Raw genomic sequence first — 16,225 nt, 5'->3', positions numbered from 1 at the left:
TAAGTAGTAATCTCTCGTTCCGTCATCTCGACCGCGGTGGAGAGATCTGTGATTTAGATATAGCTCGTAGATTTCTCCATTTGTTTTTAGCCACAGATTCATAGAAAACACGGATAATCTTATTCTAAATTCTCAGCTAAATTTGTCATCCCTTGTTACATCATCTCGACCCATAGCGGAGAAAATCTGTGAGAATCGTCATTCACAATTTGGTAGATAGAAAACTCTGCTTATCCACCAAACTTACGCACACGATAAATCAGCGAAAGCATAAAATACCGGCCCAAACGGTTCGCCTGCCTGTCAACAATCACATTGTCGAACACATCCCTCGAGATACCCGAGTTCTGATCAAACAGATCGAATCCTTCCACGCGGATGGCTGCCATATCATTTTTCATAAATTTGTATTCCATTGATAAGCGCAGGAGCGTTGGATTGCGTACCGCACCGTTATCAAAACCGGAGTTTATCTGTTTGCTGAAATCGTAGCCGAGCGTTAAATCTTTGAAAAAATAATTACGGCCTTCTATACCACACTCAAAGCGGTTCGATTGGCGGTCAGCAAAACTATCGCTCGAATAATTGGTGAGGTTTTGTGAGTAAGAGGTTTCTACCTGAAAGTTGACAATATCTTTTAAATCTACCCGAAACTCCAGTTCCTGGCGCCACGATAAGTTTTGCGCTTCAATCCGGCTATCGTCTGTAAAAGTAATGTTATTGTTCAGCTGACCTGAACCTGAATAGCCAATTGTAAATTTCCGTTCTGCAGAGAGTGGTTTACTGATGTTATAATCGCCCTGAAGGGTATAATAACCATCTGCATTGATGTAGCTGGTAAGCTGGTTAACCGTTCCCGGCACACGCTGTTTAGTAGTTACAATCCTGTCGTTTGTACGCTCATACTTAAAATTTGCCTGAATCACTTTCCCTGCGTTCCAATCGGCTTGTTTATAATGTGCATTAACACTTTGTACAAATTCGGGCTTCAGGTTCGGATTTCCTGTAACTACATTCTGCAGGTTCGAATTATCTGATATCGGCTGCAGCTGCAAAAAGCCAGGTTGGTTGTTCCGCCCCCAATAATTGATATCGAATGATTCCTGGTTAGAAAATTTATAAGAAAAACGGCCCGAAGGAATGAAATTAAAGGTACGGTTAACCGTTTGGATGTTGTTGCTCAGGTTCTCTCCACGTAATATGGCTGGTTGTATATTAAGTCCAAGGGTATAGTTGAGTTTCTCCCCAATGTAACGGTAATTTAAGCCAACTTTATTGGTAATAAACTGATAGTCGTAAATATTGCTCAGGTTGGGATTAAATACCTGATTGCCGCCTGCCACATCATAAGCATCACGAGAGTTATTTGTCGATGAACGGTTCCAGTTATAGTTTACCTCCAGAAAAGTTTTTTTCCAGATCGGCTCCATGTATGATACACCAGCATTTAATCCGAAATTTCGGTTATCCTGGTTGTTCAACTGGTTCTGTAAAACAGAATCTACCGCATTGTTATGTGTATTGATATACTTATTAAACAGATCCTTATAATTTTCTCCATTTGTATAGTTAATGCTTCCCCATGAAGTAATGTTGCGGCCCTTTTTCTCAAATTTGTGGTTAAAAAAGAAATTGGTATGAGCATTAATATTTTTAGAAGTATTAAAGTTTGTACTCTGCCTGTTGGTGGCGAGCGTATCCTCGGTGATCTCCGAGCCTCCCGCACTATTTCCGCTATTGTTGCTATAAGAGAAATTTGGCGAAATCTTCAGGTAATTCATCGTATCAATTTTGTATTCCAGATTGCCTCCAAACCAGTGATTGTTATTATTGCTTCTGCTAATACTGTTCGCATTTTCGAGCCGGTTGATGGGATTTTGACCTGCATCCTGTAAAACACTCTGTGTATAGGTAGTGCTAATGGTATTGTTCTTATTATTATTAAAATTATAAGCCGCATCGGCAGAAAGTTTGGTGCTGAACTCGTTTTTATAATTAATACCCAGGGCATTTCTGGTATTGATGCCGTCACCACCGCCACCACGCATATTGGCATTGGCTGACGTTCCGTCAAAAGAAATTTGTCTTTCCCCCTTCATGCTGTTTCCCCTGATGCTGGTATTGTAACGGTCTGAATTGCCGACCCCTGCTGATGCACGGGCAAAATATCCTTTCTTTTTATCTTCTTCAATTGTCAGGTTCAGTACCTTTTCTGGCTCTCCGGTTTTTATGCCGGTCAGTTTTGCCTGATCGCCGTAATCGTCGATAAACTGCAGGTTTTTGATGATATCAGCAGGCAGGTTCTTAATCGCTGTGGCTACATCGGTTCCAAAAAAATCTTTTCCGTTAACGCGAATTTTGGTTACAGGTGCTCCCTGACTGGTTACATTACCATCTTTATCTACCTTGATGCCGGGCAATTTTTTCAGCACCTCATCTACTGCATCACCATCTCTTACCGGAAAAGCTTTCGCGTTAAAACTCACCGTATCTTCGGTTACTTTTACCGGTGGAACCCCTGAGATTACCACACCATCAAGCGTGTTCGAAGAAGGCTTAAGTTTAATGTCGGTAATATTCAGAAGCGCACCTTTTTCTATTACGTATTGTTTAATAAAAGTATCGTAGCCAATAAAGGCGGCTGATAAAGTAAATTGCCTGGACTTGATTTTACTCAAAATAAAGGCCCCATCGGGATTGGCCGAAGTGCCAATGCTATCATTTCCCGATTTAATCCTTACCACTGCACCGGGTAGCGACAAACCTGCAGTATCTAACACAAAACCCTTTACGATATAATTTTGTGCGTAACTGTTTGTGAAAATACCTGCAAAGAACAGGAGTATGAAAAACGTTTTAGTAAATAGCCTCATGAATTATTTGTGTGTGGCATAAAAATACGGCACAGGATGCTAATCCTGTTCAGCGTAATCAACATGTTACTGATTTTGAATGCTTTTGCTCAGGCAGAATGGCAGATTTAGGTTAGTTGGGGGATGGCATTTAAAGTGGAGTTTTACTGATTTAAAGGTTGCCTTCAAGTTTAGGCAGATGTTAAGATGTAAAATGCTGGTTATCTTGTCTCATCTGAGTGCAAATTCTGTTATCTTGTGAATCAGCTTGTTAATACTAATGCCAAATAGATCATGATTAAAAGATTAATACCACTATTGTTGCTGTTGGTTTCTTCTGCCAGCTTTTCGCAGGAAACAACCAAAACCTATCTTTCCGGAAGAGATAAAGACCAGACCATCCAATGGGACTTTTATTGTACCGCTGGTCGAAAAAGTGGTATATGGACTAAAATACCTGTGCCCTCTAACTGGGAATTACAGGGTTTTGGGAGTTACAACTATGGGCATGATAAAGTTAAAGCCAGCGAACAGGGTATGTATCGTCATGAATTTAAGATCGGGAAAATGACCGGGAAAAAAGTATTCCTGGTTTTTGAAGGCGCGATGACCGATACCAAGGTCAGTATTAATGGAAAACTGGCAGGTGATGTGCACCAGGGCGGATTTTATCGTTTTAAATACGATATTACAGCACTGTTAAAACCCGAAAACAAAAATTTACTGGAAGTTACAGTTGATAAAGTATCCGCAAATGCATCGATTAACAAAGCTGAAAGAACGAGTGATTTCTGGATTTTTGGCGGCATTTTCAGACCAGTTTACCTGGAAACGGTTCCCAACAAATTTATAGAAAGGGTGGCCGTTAATGCGAGTGCAGACGGGAGCTTTCAGCTTGATGTTTACGGACAAAATCTGTCTGCTGATGATATGCTTGAAGCCCAAGTGAAAAAATTAAATGGCGAGAATGTGGGTAAAACATTTGCGATGAAAGCGAATGCAGTGAACGATGTACAAACCCTGAAGGCTGCATTCTCCAATCCTCTATTGTGGAGCAGCGAATCACCTAACTTATATCAGGTGGTGGTGCGGATCAAAAATAAACAGAAGATCGTGCATCAAATAAAACAAAAATTCGGTTTTCGTACCCTTGAACTGCGTAATGGCGATGGTTTTTATGTTAATGGAGCGAAAATGATTTTAAAAGGTGTTAACCGTCACAGCTTTTGGCCCGAAAGCGGGCGCACATTAAGTCGCGGGGTACATTTAATGGATGTGAGGCTAATGAAAGAAATGAACATGAACGCTGTCCGCATGTCGCATTATCCGCCCGACGCAGAATTTTTGGACATTTGCGATTCGTTAGGTTTATACGTAATTAATGAATTAACCGGCTGGCAGGCAAAATACGATAATACTGTAGGGCACAGGCTTGTAAAAGAACTGGTCATCAGGGATGTAAACCATCCATCTATTATTTTTTGGGCCAATGGCAACGAGGGCGGCTTTAATACCGATCTCGACAATGACTACGCCTTATATGATCCGCAGAAACGTACGGTAATACATCCCTGGGAGAAATTTAACGGAACCGATACCAAACATTACCCCGATTATAATTATATGGTGAAGGCTGCAGCCACCGGCAAGGAAGTTTTCTTCCCTACTGAGTTTATGCATGCGCTGTATGATGGTGGTGCCGGCGCAGCTTTAGACGATTTCTGGAACCAAATGCTGATTCACCCGCATGGTGCCGGTGGTTTTATCTGGGCGTTGGTGGATGAAAACGTAATCCGGACAGATAAAAAGGGCATTTACGATGGCGATGGCAACCATGCACCTGATGGAATTGTTGGCCCACATCGCGAGAAAGAAGGTAGTTTTTATGCTATAAAAGAGATATGGTCTCCTGTTTTTATCGACCTGCCCAAAATTGATGGTAATTTTAAAGGTAAAATCGCTGTAGAGAACCGCTTCAATTTTACCGATCTGGATAAATGTACATTTAAATGGAAACTGGTTAGTTTTCCATCGGCAAATACAAAAGGAACAAAGGCTATTATAAATGCCAGCGGTACAACAACTACCAAACTTAAGCCTGGCGCAAAAGGTACACTTGATCTGGCTTTGCCAAAATCGTTTGCACAAAGTGACGCCTTATATTTAACCGCTTATAGTGCTGATCAGAAAGAAATATTTACCTGGAGCTGGCCCATAAAAACCGCCCGTTTAATTGTAGCGCAGCAGGGTGCGACTGGCTCCGGTTCAGCAGTAATAGCTGAAGAAAAGGATCAGTTGCTGCTGATTAAACAGGGCGATATTAGCTATTATTTTGAAAAGACATCGGGTTATCTGGAGCAGGTTGTTAAAGGCAATACGGTTATTTCTCTATCCAAAGGCCCGGTATTGGCTGGTATAAATACCGAATTGAAAAAATTTAGCCATAAAGCAGAAGGGGCAAAGTATATTGTTGAATCTGATTACCAGGGTGCCGGCGGTTTGCATGCAAAGTGGACATTTGAAACCGGAAAATTGGTTAAACTTGAATACCAGTTTACGCAGCAAGGCGATGCTGATTTTATGGGCATTACCTTTAATTACCCTGAAGATAAAATTACCGGAATGAAATACCTAGGCCGAGGACCGTACCGGGTTTGGAAAAACAGGTTAAAAGGGCAGCAGTTTGGGGTTTGGCATAAAGATTACAATAATTCGATTACCGGCGAAACCTGGGGTTACCCTGAGTTTAAAGGCTATCATGCCGAAGTGAACTGGGTAACTGTAGAAAATAAGGAAGCACGGTTTACCGTTTATATACCCGATGAGGACACCTATCTGCAAATGTACAAACCTGCCCGCGAAGCTGCCGCACTGAGCAATAACAATGTAGAGCCCGCCTTTCCAGAAGGGAGTATCGGTTTTTTGAAAGGGATAAGTGCCATTGGCACCAAGTTTCAGTCTGCTTTATTATTGGGGCCTCAAAGCCAGAAGAACAAAACGGATGGAAAAACTTTCAAGGGCACGCTACTATTTGATTTTGGGAATAAACATTAAGCCTCATAAGTTAAAACAGCACATGAAAATCCTGTTTAATCCGTATTTTTAACGATATGAAGATTGTGTTTTTTTCTGCGAAGCCTTACGACCGTGATTTTTTTGAAAGCTGTAATAAACAGTATGATTTTGAACTGGAGTTTTGGGAAACCCATCTCGGCCCTCATATTGCCGACGCGATAAAATTAGGTACCGATGTAGTGTGTGTATTTGTAAACGATAAACTAACTGCTGATGTTATCGCTACACTGGCACAAAAAGGAGTGAAAATTATTGCTTTGCGGTGTGCAGGCTTTAACAATGTAGATCTGAGTGCGGCCAAACAATATGGTATTCGCGTTTGCCGTGTTCCGGCTTATTCGCCACAAGCTGTTGCAGAACATGCTGTAGCTATGTTGCTTACCTTAAACCGTAAAACCCATAAGGCCTATAACCGTGTGCGTGAACAGAATTTTTCGCTTTCTGGTTTAATGGGTTTCAATCTTTCTGGCAAAACAGCAGGAGTAATCGGCACAGGGAAAATCGGTGCTGCTTTCTGTAAAATTATGCTTGGTTTTGGTTGTAAGGTGCTGGCTTTTGATCCTTTTGTGAATACAGCATTGCAAAGTGAAGGGGTAAAATATTTGCCTTTTCATGAAGTGATAAAAGAAGCCGATATTATTTCGCTGCATTGCCCGCTTACGGCAGAGAACCATTACCTGATCGGATCGAACAGCTTAATGACGATGAAAAAAGGTGTTACGCTCATCAATACAAGCAGAGGTGGATTGATTAATACACGTGAAGTGATTGAAGCACTAAAAACAGGTCAGCTTGCAGCACTGGGAATTGATGTATATGAGCAGGAAGAACAACTCTTTTTTAAAGACCTTTCCGGGAGTATTATTGGAGATGATGATATTCAGCGACTAATCAGCTTTCCGAATGTCTTGCTTACCGGGCACCAGGCTTTTTTTACGCAAGAGGCCTTAACAGAAATTGCGGATTCTACCCTGAAAACGGTTAAGATACTCTTTGAACACAGTGCTGAAGAGATAGTTTCAGATGCAATATTGGTGTAACTAACTACGTCTTAATGCCAGAAGATAGAACTGTTCTACACTGATTAATAACGCCAGTTTGATTAGTATTTATCGTAATGATTGAATTTTTAAGCTCCCTTATCTAATGCGATAGTCATGAGCCTGTATCAAAAAAATTTAGGCTGGCTCATTAAGCAAATTATATTTTGATACGTCGTTATTCCCGATTTAATTTGGAATTCTAATGCTATTGTATCGCGCTTTAAGATTCCCGCCTGCGCGAGAATGACGGGAAACGAAATAAAATTCTGGCCTTAACTGCTAGATTTTACTTTCATTACGACGCTAAGCCTAAAATCGGCAGTACGTTTCAAAAGCTATATTATTAATCAAACTGAGGTTAATACTGTTTTATTTCAGAACGCATGGAGTTTTAGGGAGAGGTTAATCACCACAAAATCTCCATGCGCTGGTTATTACCTATCTAATAATATGAAGTGTTGAGGTTACTGTTCTGCTTTTCTGCAGCCTCAATAGGGGCATAATCAGAAAGGATAAGTGCTTCCCCTTTTTTGACGCAAACATCATGTTCAAAATGCACAGAAGGGCTTCCATCCGCTGTTCTGATTGTCCAGCCGTCTTCATCCAGAAAAACATCTTTTTTACCCATATTGATCATTGGTTCTATGGCCATCACCAGGTTTTCTCTTAAGAGTAAACCATTGCCTTTCCTCCCATAATTTGGCACCTGCGGATCTTCGTGCATATCTTTACCTAAACCATGGCCTACCAGGTCTCTCACTACGCCATAACCCTGTTTTTCGTTATGGTTTTGGATGGCTGCACCAATATCACCTATGCGTTTGCCCACAACAGCTTCTTTAATCCCGAGAAAAAGTGACTCTTTAGTTGTTTTTACCAGGTTCAATACCGCTGCCGATACTTCACCTATGATAAAAGTATAAGCATGATCGCCATGAAAACCATTTTTTATGGTCCCTACATCTACAGAGATAATATCGCCATCTTTCAGTTCATCTTTATTCGGGAAGCCATGTACAACCACATCGTTTACGGAGGTAATAATATGAAAAGGAAAGCCATTATAATTGTAAAAGGAGGGGACTGCGCCATTATCAAGTATAAATTCGTTGGCTAGTTTATCAATTTCGAGGGTGCTAATACCTGGCTTTAATATTTTAGCTACTTCTGCAAGGGTATTGCTCACCAGTAGGGCACTGATCTGCATCAGTTCTACTTCTTCATTGGTTTTATATAAAATCATTGCCGCAAATTTAGTAAAAGAAGCTAAAAGGAAAAAACGCGAAAAGATTGTGATGTAAAAAGAATGAAATCATCTTATATCAACGCTTGGTGCGCTGTTTCCTGTCTCTGTGTACGGTAAAAAACTTACACTTTCTAAACCTTCCACATTGACCTCCTGTATGGTTAAAAATAATGCTAAGGATGCACTGAAAATTGTCTGTATTACTTATGCACCCTAGCCATCAACACCTAAGCCCTCGGATGAAACTGCGTAATTACCTCTCTTAAATAATCTCTATCAATGTGCGTATAAATTTCTGTGGTGGTAATGCTCGAATGGCCCAGCATCTCCTGAACCGCACGCAAATCTGCACCGCCCTCAATTAAATGAGTTGCAAACGAATGCCTTAAAGTGTGTGGACTGATTGTTTTTTTTAATCCGACGGCCATGGCGAGACTTTTAATCAGGTTAAAAATAGAAATCCGTGAAAGCTTAGCGCCAAATCGGTTTAGGAAAATAAAATCTTCATGCCCTTTTTTAATATTTGCATGCACCCTAACTTCGTTAATGTAAATATCGAGTAGTTTTAGGGCTATACCTCCAATGGGTACCAAACGCTCTTTATTTCCCTTTCCAATTACTTTAATAAATTCGATCTGCGGGAACAGATTTGATATTCTTAATTCGGTTAATTCGGTTACCCGTAACCCGCAGCCATACAAAACCTCCATAATAGCTTTATTGCGCATTCCCTCTGGTTTTGAAGCGTCTATAGCGGCTATAAGTTCATTAATCTCATAAATATTCAAAGTATCGGGTAGTTTTCTGCTGAGTTTTGGCGCTTCCAATAATGTTGTTGGATCATTTGAAATCACATCTTCAAGCATTAAATACGCGAAGAAAGCCTTTAGCCCCGATATTACCCTGGCTTGCGTACTTGCTTGCATCCCCAACTCATTTAGCCATGATATAAAAGATTTTAAATGGGTTATGGTAATGTCAGTTAATTTTGGCTCATCATTCAAAGATTGAAAATACTGGATCAATTTGTCAATATCACTCAGGTAGGCATCAACAGAATTGCCAGATAGCGACCGCTCTAACTTCAGGTACGACTTAAATCCTTTAATATATGATAGCCAAAGCATGCTTTTATTTGAGATTTTTTATAACATTGCAACGTTACAACATTATATTATGAAAATACAAATTATTAACGGCCCAAATTTAAACTTGTTAGGCGTCCGCGAACCATCTATTTACGGGAGCACCAGTATTGAAGACTATATCAAAGAATTAAAAACGGCTTACCCAACAATCGAAATCGAATATTATCAGAGTAATGTTGAGGGCGAAATTATTAATAAATTACATGAAGTGGGTTTCAGTTATGATGGGGTAGTGCTTAATGCTGGCGGTTATACACATACTTCAGTGGCCATTGCAGATGCTATTGCTGCCATTAAAACGCCTGTTGTTGAAGTGCATATTTCGAATATATATGCCCGTGAAGAATACCGCCATGTTTCGTTGACCGGAAAAAACTGTCAGGGTGTTTTAACCGGGTTTGGAATGAAGGGTTACCGCCTGGCAATCGAAAGTTTATTGGTTTAAATTATCTTAAAATGTTCAAAAATCTAATCTTTATAGCTCTTTTATTTACTGCTCTTTTTGGTTATGCGCAAGAAAATTCCATCAAGAAAAATGTATTGAACGAACAATCGGTTGTAAGGGGAGAAGACGGTCTGGTGTATCCGTTTAATGCCTGGAAAAAATTGATGCAAACGGGGAAGTATGGCATTAAAAACCGGAAGACTGTTACCGAGAGCGGTCAGCCTGAATATTTGATTTATGAGTTATCGGCTGATCAGAAATCTGCTTATATGGATAAGATTCCAAAACCAAGAGCTAGCGATTCTTTTAGGGAAGGCGAACTGTTTAATGGCTTAAGAATTACCGATATGAATGGTAATAAATACGATTTAAGAGATAGTACTGGAAAAATTTTCGTACTTAATTTCTGGTTTATAAATTGTCCTCCATGTAAAAGCGAAATTCCACAGTTAAATGAACTGGTAGCTAAATATAAAGACAATAAAGATGTGGTTTTTCTGGCCATTGCTTTGGATGAAAAATATGATCTGAAAAGTTTTCTTAAATCGACAACCTTTGATTATATATAAAGTACATTAAATATTTACAATTAACTTTGCAATGTTCTTTCCAATTTCATTTTCGACTTTAAATTGACAGATAAACAAGTCGAAGTTAGTAATTCGGTCTTGCAGATTCTGTACATATCGGTTATGTGTGATCTTTTTTCTCATGTACCACCAAACTCTTTCAATCGGATTTAAATCGGGAGAATATGGTGGAAGATAAACGAGTTCTATTCGGTGTTTATAGCGCTCCAGTATAGGTTTGAGTCTTTTGGCATGATGATAAGGTACATTATCCAAGACCATAACAACTTTCCGCTCATGATATGTTTTTACGACCAGCAACAGGAAACTGAAAAAACTGATTGTGTTGCCTCTGTCAGCTTTGCTTGTCACCACAATTCCCGTTTCCGGCTCTATACAACCAAACAAGGTCTTTCTCTCTCTTTTCCGCTGCTTTTGATTGATCCTTGGCTGTTTGCCTTTTTCTGCCCACATGTAAGATACGGTAGCGGTATTTGACAAACTCGCCTCATCCTGAAAAACAATTACAGCCTCAGCTTCCCTTGACTCCCGGAGTTTTTTTTAAAGCCTCCACCTTTTCAGCTCTGTCTTCTGCTTCGGGGTAAATGCCTTTCCCTTTTTGAAACGTTAAACCCAACTTTCTTAATATGTTATAGATATGCGCTTTTTTATACTCGACATGATATTCTTTCTTAATGAACTCGATCAGTAAAGGCCCGGTCCAGGTGGCACTATTATAACCGTAATCATCAGGATGCTTATTCAATAATACAGATTTTATAGACTGCAATTCATCGGTACCAAGGCGGTTGTTTCTTCCAGGTTTAACTTTATCGATTAAGGCTTCAACACCGCCCTCATTCAACCGGTTTACCCAGTTGCAGATTGATTTGAATGAGGTCTCATAAATTGATTCTAATTCTTGGGGGCGCTTACCCAGAGAGATTTGGTAACAGGCATATAACCTTACAGCTTGCTGGAACTTTTCGTCTTTCCGCAACAAGGACCTAAGTTCTTCTGAAGTGTAGTTCTTTATTGTCAATGCGTTCTTGCTCATGTGAGCAAGTTACATTTTATTTATTTATTTGTAAAAATATATTAGACTTTATATAACATTGTAGATGGTGGGAGGTATATAGCCAATAAATATGGCGTTAAAGGTTATCCAACCCATGTTGTGGTTGATAAAAAAGGTTATATCGCCTTTAGTACATTGGGTTTGGCCTCCAATACCGTATACTGGGTAGAAAAATCAATCAACGAATCTTTGAAGTAGTTTGCCCTAGGGACCAGATTTCGAGCAGTGTATAACGTAGTCGAGGAATCTTTTAAAAGGATCCTAATTTTTCCGCAGGCTGTCTTATAAATATTGTCATCCTGAGCTTGTCGAAGGACCTGTTTCAAATGTCTTACAAGGCGTTTCGATACTTCGTTAAGCTCAGCACAGGCTAAGCTCAATGTGACAAATTCAAATTGAGATACAGCCTCATGATGAGGCTGTATCTATTTTAAGTTCGAAAAATATCTAATTTTCTTGATGAAAAATGCCCAAACAATGCTATTATTATATACCCCGGTGTGTTTAATATAATCTTTTTGAACAGCTTTACGTTTCTTATTGGTTTTCGATAAAGATTTTAGGAAATGCCAGTGTCCTTTAGTTACAGCCATGGTGAATTTTGGTTTTCCGGTAAGTAAGAAGTGCCACCAGGCAATAAAATCAATAAACATGCGGATTGTAATCCTGAAAATAGCATCACCAGCAGGCAGGTTTTTTTGCATAATGATCAGGTTGTTCCTGAAATTGAGGTAAGTTTTAAAAGGGTTTTCAGTTTGTAGTGTTCCGCCACCAACATGGTACACTTCAGCATCCGGACAATACATAATTTTGTAGCTCAGGTTTTTTAAGCGCCAGCAGAGGTCTATTTCTTCCATGTGGGCGAAAAGATCGGCATCTAAGCCTCCGGCTTCTTTCCAGCATTTGCTTTTTATAAAAAAGGCTGCTCCACTGGCCCAAAAAATCTCTTTTTGTTCATTATATTGACCGTTATCAAACTCATATACATTAAATAGCCTGCCGCGGCAGAAAGGAAAGGCATAAATATCCAGATAACCTCCGGCAGCGCCTGCGTATTCGAACTGGTTTTTGTTTAGTTGCCATTTAATTTTGGGCTGTGCTACTGCAATCTGTGCATCACTTTCCATCAGGCTGATGATAGGTTTGATCCAGTTTGGAACAACTTCTACGTCCGAATTGAGTAAAATAAAATAATCGGCTTCTACACGTTCTAAAACTTTATTGTAGCCCCCTGCAAATCCATAGTTCTGATCGTTTTGAATAATTTTAACAGTTGGGAAGTTTTCTTGTAAAAATGAAACTGAATCATCCGTTGAGCCGTTATCGCCCACAACAATTTGTAAGTTATCATATTCGGAAAGCAAAATCCCCGGTAAAAACTGCTCTAAATACGCTTTTCCATTCCAGTTTAAAATTACAACGGCTACTGATGGGTTCATTCTTTTTATTCGGGTTTAAATTTCCAGCGCTTATGGCTCCAGAGCCAGTATTGAGGCTGTTCTTTTATAATGTTTTCTAAAAATTTAAAGTGTATGTCCGTGATCTCAAATTCTTCCGTTTTAGCTGGTTCGAGGCACATGGGCAATACTTCTACATGGTAATAACCTTTTTTAACCACACTTACCTTAAAGTAATATATCGGTCTTTTGGTCGATTTTGCAATTTTTTCTACACCTAGAAGTGCAGCAGTGGGCTGATTTAAAAAATCTGTGAAATATTTGGTTTCTTCCCTGGTTGGAGATTGATCGCTTGCAAAACACAAAAGTGTAGGCTCATTTTTATAAGCGGCCATGCCACGTAGCGTTTGCCGCATAGCAATGAAAATGTTTCCATACTTGGTCCGCATACAATCAAACCAGGTTTCGAAAATTTTATTTTTGATGGGTTTAAAAATAACCATGGTTTTAGCAGATATACTCAAGCCAAGTGCTAAAGTGCCTAATTCCCAATTGCCATAATGGCCCGTACAGGCCAGTACACTTTCACCTCTTTTAAAATGATCCTCCAATTGTTCCAGCCCCGTAAACTTTACTCTTTTTAAGGTTTCAGTTTTCGAAATACTGGTCATTTTGATGATTTCAAAGATAAGTTCTGCCAGATACAGGAAGAATTTTTTCTCTATGGTCTTTATTTCAGCCTCAGATTTTTCGGGAAAAGACTGGGTTAAGTTCTGTCTGACAACTTTTTTTCGATAGCCAATTACGTAATAAAGCAGATAATATAGTAATCTTGCAAAAAAAAACAGCAAAGGCATGGGGAGCAGCGATAACAGGTATAAAAAAAATACGCCAACATGCGCAATCCCTCTTTTAATCATTATTTTTAAAACGTTTCAGCTACAAACATAAATTTTCAAATGCAGAATACAGCTATACTTCCATTATTTTATCTTCCGCCAGTAGGTTATTTTAGTTTATTGCAAAAGCTGGGAGAGGATTTTTTAATTGAAAAACACGAACATTTAGCCAAGCAGACTTACCGTAACAGAGCGAGTATTTATTCGCCAAATGGCAAACTTGATATTACCGTTCCGGTGGTTAAAGGTGCTAAAACACATACGAAAATGAAGGATGTACGAATCAGTTACGATTTTAACTGGCAACGTTTGCATTGGTTGAGTTTAGAAAGCTGTTACCGGAGTTCTGCTTATTTTGAATTTTATGAAGATGAACTATCGCGTTTTTATACCAACAAATTTGAATTTCTGTTCGATTATAACTTCGAACTTTTAGAGTGGCTGAACAAAAAGCTAAAATTGAATAAAAGCTTTGAGGTAACGGGCGAGTATTTTGATGACATCAAGCCAGAATTGGATTTCCGTTCGGCTATGAATCCTAAAAAACAGGAAGATATTGTAAACAATAAGTCCTATTATCAGGTTTTTGAAGATAAACATCAATTTTTACCCAACTTAAGTATTGTTGATCTGTTATTTAACCAGGGGCCTCAAGCCCGGCTATATTTGTAACGTATGGGAAAAAACAAGCCACGTAACCGTCATAAACACTATAAAGTTCCAGCGCCTGGCACCAGTCCGGGTTTGTACGCCATCGATGAAGATGCATTAAAACCACTCATTGTATTGCATACTTATAATGATAAGAGTTATAAGAAAACTGAATTGGAAAACATAAATGACATTGATAAACTGATCGGGAACAAAGATTTTTATTACTGGTTCGATATCAAAGGTTTGGCTGATCCCAATATATTTGAAACCCTCTATGCTAAACTGGACATTAGCAGGCTCGTGCTTGAAGATATCACCAGTTCTTATCAGCGACCTAAACTGGATGAATATGATAATGATAAGTATATTTTTTCAGTAAGCAGGCATTTATATTTAGGCGAGGATAATGTGCTCTGCAATGATCAGATTTCCTTTATTTTATCTGAACGTACACTAATTACTTTCCAGGAAACTTATGCAGATTGTTTTGAACCGGTAAGGAAACGTTTAGAAATAGGGAAAGGCAACATCCGCATTGGTGGCAGCAGTTATTTAATGTACGCCATTATGGATGTAATTGTAGATAATTACTTTAGCCTTTTAAATTTTTGGGGCGAAGAATTAGATGCAATTGAAGACCGCTTATATGATCATCCTGACAAAAGAATCATGTACGATACACAGGCCATTAAACGATCGTTGATCACCATCAGGAAAGTAACCTGGCCGGAAAGAGATAAATTGAACGATATTATCCGAACGGATAGCCCTTTAATATCCGATCTGACAAAAACTTATATGAAGGATGCTTATGATCATTGCATCCAGATCATTGATTTCATTGAATCTTTAAAGGAAATCGCCTCTGCCAATATTGATATGAATTTATCAATCATCAGTAACCGGATGAACGAAATTATGAAAGTATTGACCATTATTTCATCCATATTTATTCCATTAACCTTTATTGCAGGGATTTACGGGATGAATTTTAGCAGGGAAGATCCGGCAACAGGAAAAATACTGAAAGATAACATGCCAGAATTGTATGCAGAACACGGTTATTTATACACCTGGGTTGTGATGGCGGTGATTGCAGTTTTACAGGTGATCTATTTTTGGCGTAAAGGATGGTTTAAATAAAACTTTATTTTTAAAATGTACCATTTTTTGGTAACTTTAGTAATATTTTAACATTAAAACAATGGGACGAAATACATCTATGGCTTTAGGAGATCATTTTGAAAATTTTGTTGATGAAAGAATTTCCGAAGGAAGATTTAAAAATGCAAGTGAAGTTATTCGGGCAGGGTTAAGATTATTGGAAGATGAAGAAAATAAGATCAAAATTTTAAGAGAAGCACTTCAGGTGGGAATTGATAGTGGAATGGTTAAGGATTTTGATCCGAAAAAACATCTTGAAATGTTGAAAGCCAAAAAGAGGAAAAATGGCTAGGTTCTCTCTTAGTAACAAAGCGCTTGAAGATTTAAGTGAAATTTGGGATTACACTTATGATGTTTGGTCTGAAAATCAAGCAGACAAATATTATAAGCTACTGATTGGATTTTGTATTCAGATTGCAAAGAAACCTGAAATGAGTAGAAATTATAAGGAGACAGGCCAAAATGTATTAGGATTCAGGGCTGGTGAACATATCATTTTCTATCAGATAATTGATAATGGAGAAATCGAAATAGCTAGGATTTTACATACTAAGATGGATTTAGGAGCTAAAATGTCAGAACTTTAATTATACTGTAAATGGTTAGCATTAAAAATCAATTATTGTAAAAAATCAATTTTTAATATTTGTAGCTT

General features: G+C 38.7%; 15 protein-coding genes. 8 read left to right on the top strand and 7 right to left on the bottom strand.

What is annotated here, in order from left to right; all coding sequences use genetic code 11:
* Window positions 1-230: 230 nt before the first annotated feature.
* Window positions 231-2,873: an outer membrane beta-barrel protein gene (locus tag FFJ24_RS09775; protein WP_138821322.1), complete on the bottom strand. Its 2,643-nt coding sequence runs from the start codon at window positions 2,871-2,873 to the stop codon at window positions 231-233.
* A gap of 273 nt (window positions 2,874-3,146) precedes the next feature.
* Here FFJ24_RS09775 and FFJ24_RS09770 point away from each other — a divergent pair, with 273 nt between their 5' ends.
* Window positions 3,147-5,906, top strand: a complete 2,760-nt coding sequence (locus tag FFJ24_RS09770) for a glycoside hydrolase family 2 protein (protein ID WP_138821321.1) — start codon at window positions 3,147-3,149, stop codon at window positions 5,904-5,906.
* A gap of 56 nt (window positions 5,907-5,962) precedes the next feature.
* Window positions 5,963-6,967, top strand: a complete 1,005-nt coding sequence (locus FFJ24_RS09765; RefSeq protein WP_138821320.1) for a 2-hydroxyacid dehydrogenase — start codon at window positions 5,963-5,965, stop codon at window positions 6,965-6,967.
* A gap of 445 nt (window positions 6,968-7,412) precedes the next feature.
* Here the strand turns inward: FFJ24_RS09765 and map are convergent, their stop codons facing one another.
* Together map and xerD are read right to left on the bottom strand one after the other, a co-directional pair.
* Window positions 7,413-8,213 (bottom strand): type I methionyl aminopeptidase, encoded by an 801-nt coding sequence (map, locus tag FFJ24_RS09760; protein ID WP_138821319.1) that lies wholly within the window; start codon window positions 8,211-8,213, stop codon window positions 7,413-7,415.
* A 230-nt stretch (window positions 8,214-8,443) separates the two neighbouring features.
* A complete protein-coding gene (xerD, locus tag FFJ24_RS09755; protein ID WP_138821318.1) occupies window positions 8,444-9,343 on the bottom strand; it encodes a site-specific tyrosine recombinase XerD in 900 nt (299 codons plus the stop codon).
* A gap of 49 nt (window positions 9,344-9,392) precedes the next feature.
* Between xerD and aroQ the strand changes: the two genes are divergently transcribed.
* On the top strand, window positions 9,393-9,809 hold the full coding sequence (aroQ, locus tag FFJ24_RS09750; protein WP_138821317.1) for a type II 3-dehydroquinate dehydratase: 417 nt from the start codon (window positions 9,393-9,395) through the stop codon (window positions 9,807-9,809).
* Between the two features lie 11 nt (window positions 9,810-9,820).
* Complete coding sequence (locus tag FFJ24_RS26320) at window positions 9,821-10,378, top strand: TlpA disulfide reductase family protein (protein ID WP_210419494.1); 558 nt, start codon at window positions 9,821-9,823, stop codon at window positions 10,376-10,378.
* A gap of 6 nt (window positions 10,379-10,384) precedes the next feature.
* Here the strand turns inward: FFJ24_RS26320 and FFJ24_RS09740 are convergent, their stop codons facing one another.
* The 4 genes from FFJ24_RS09740 to FFJ24_RS09725 form a co-directional block, all read right to left on the bottom strand.
* Complete coding sequence (locus tag FFJ24_RS09740) at window positions 10,385-10,903, bottom strand: IS630 family transposase (protein WP_138821316.1); 519 nt, start codon at window positions 10,901-10,903, stop codon at window positions 10,385-10,387.
* A gap of 7 nt (window positions 10,904-10,910) precedes the next feature.
* Complete coding sequence (locus FFJ24_RS09735) at window positions 10,911-11,435, bottom strand: helix-turn-helix domain-containing protein (RefSeq protein ID WP_138819373.1); 525 nt, start codon at window positions 11,433-11,435, stop codon at window positions 10,911-10,913.
* A 446-nt stretch (window positions 11,436-11,881) separates the two neighbouring features.
* Window positions 11,882-12,895 (bottom strand): glycosyltransferase family 2 protein, encoded by a 1,014-nt coding sequence (locus tag FFJ24_RS09730; RefSeq protein ID WP_138821315.1) that lies wholly within the window; start codon window positions 12,893-12,895, stop codon window positions 11,882-11,884.
* Window positions 12,896-12,900: 5 nt separating this feature from the next.
* On the bottom strand, window positions 12,901-13,773 hold the full coding sequence (locus tag FFJ24_RS09725; RefSeq protein ID WP_138821314.1) for a lysophospholipid acyltransferase family protein: 873 nt from the start codon (window positions 13,771-13,773) through the stop codon (window positions 12,901-12,903).
* A 39-nt stretch (window positions 13,774-13,812) separates the two neighbouring features.
* Between FFJ24_RS09725 and FFJ24_RS09720 the strand changes: the two genes are divergently transcribed.
* The 4 genes from FFJ24_RS09720 (at window position 13,813) to FFJ24_RS09705 (ending at window position 16,157) form a co-directional block, all read left to right on the top strand.
* Window positions 13,813-14,424: a WbqC family protein gene (locus tag FFJ24_RS09720; protein WP_121284848.1), complete on the top strand. Its 612-nt coding sequence runs from the start codon at window positions 13,813-13,815 to the stop codon at window positions 14,422-14,424.
* A 3-nt stretch (window positions 14,425-14,427) separates the two neighbouring features.
* Entirely contained in the window at window positions 14,428-15,549 is a 1,122-nt protein-coding gene (corA, locus tag FFJ24_RS09715) for a magnesium/cobalt transporter CorA (RefSeq protein ID WP_168202434.1), read from the top strand.
* A 61-nt stretch (window positions 15,550-15,610) separates the two neighbouring features.
* Window positions 15,611-15,862, top strand: coding sequence for a type II toxin-antitoxin system ParD family antitoxin (locus tag FFJ24_RS09710; protein WP_131530263.1), 252 nt, complete (start codon window positions 15,611-15,613; stop codon window positions 15,860-15,862).
* The gene (locus FFJ24_RS09705; RefSeq protein WP_138821313.1) at window positions 15,855-16,157 is read left to right on the top strand and encodes a type II toxin-antitoxin system RelE/ParE family toxin; all 303 of its coding nucleotides are present in this window, start codon (window positions 15,855-15,857) and stop codon (window positions 16,155-16,157) included. Before FFJ24_RS09710 ends, FFJ24_RS09705 begins: the two co-directional genes overlap by 8 nt.
* The last annotated feature ends 68 nt before the right edge of the window (window positions 16,158-16,225 follow it).

Source organism: Pedobacter sp. KBS0701 (assembly GCF_005938645.2).
Taxonomy (GTDB): Bacteria; Bacteroidota; Bacteroidia; order Sphingobacteriales; family Sphingobacteriaceae; genus Pedobacter.
The sequence above is the reverse complement of the archived record's forward strand: the minus strand, read 5'-3'. Positions and strand labels throughout refer to the sequence as shown.

Excerpts from the sequence above, each read along its gene's own strand:
- FFJ24_RS09775 (WP_138821322.1), bottom strand. The coding sequence starts at position 2,873 with ATGAGGCTATTTACTAAAACGTTTTTCATACTCCTGTTCTTTGCAGGT.
- FFJ24_RS09770 (WP_138821321.1), top strand. The coding sequence starts at position 3,147 with ATGATTAAAAGATTAATACCACTATTGTTGCTGTTGGTTTCTTCTGCC.
- FFJ24_RS09765 (WP_138821320.1), top strand. The coding sequence starts at position 5,963 with ATGAAGATTGTGTTTTTTTCTGCGAAGCCTTACGACCGTGATTTTTTT.
- map (WP_138821319.1), bottom strand. The coding sequence starts at position 8,213 with ATGATTTTATATAAAACCAATGAAGAAGTAGAACTGATGCAGATCAGT.
- xerD (WP_138821318.1), bottom strand. The coding sequence starts at position 9,343 with ATGCTTTGGCTATCATATATTAAAGGATTTAAGTCGTACCTGAAGTTA.
- aroQ (WP_138821317.1), top strand. The coding sequence starts at position 9,393 with ATGAAAATACAAATTATTAACGGCCCAAATTTAAACTTGTTAGGCGTC.
- FFJ24_RS26320 (WP_210419494.1), top strand. The coding sequence starts at position 9,821 with ATGTTCAAAAATCTAATCTTTATAGCTCTTTTATTTACTGCTCTTTTT.
- FFJ24_RS09735 (WP_138819373.1), bottom strand. The coding sequence starts at position 11,435 with ATGAGCAAGAACGCATTGACAATAAAGAACTACACTTCAGAAGAACTT.
- FFJ24_RS09730 (WP_138821315.1), bottom strand. The coding sequence starts at position 12,895 with ATGAACCCATCAGTAGCCGTTGTAATTTTAAACTGGAATGGAAAAGCG.
- FFJ24_RS09725 (WP_138821314.1), bottom strand. The coding sequence starts at position 13,773 with ATGATTAAAAGAGGGATTGCGCATGTTGGCGTATTTTTTTTATACCTG.
- FFJ24_RS09720 (WP_121284848.1), top strand. The coding sequence starts at position 13,813 with ATGCAGAATACAGCTATACTTCCATTATTTTATCTTCCGCCAGTAGGT.
- corA (WP_168202434.1), top strand. The coding sequence starts at position 14,428 with ATGGGAAAAAACAAGCCACGTAACCGTCATAAACACTATAAAGTTCCA.
- FFJ24_RS09710 (WP_131530263.1), top strand. The coding sequence starts at position 15,611 with ATGGGACGAAATACATCTATGGCTTTAGGAGATCATTTTGAAAATTTT.
- FFJ24_RS09705 (WP_138821313.1), top strand. The coding sequence starts at position 15,855 with ATGGCTAGGTTCTCTCTTAGTAACAAAGCGCTTGAAGATTTAAGTGAA.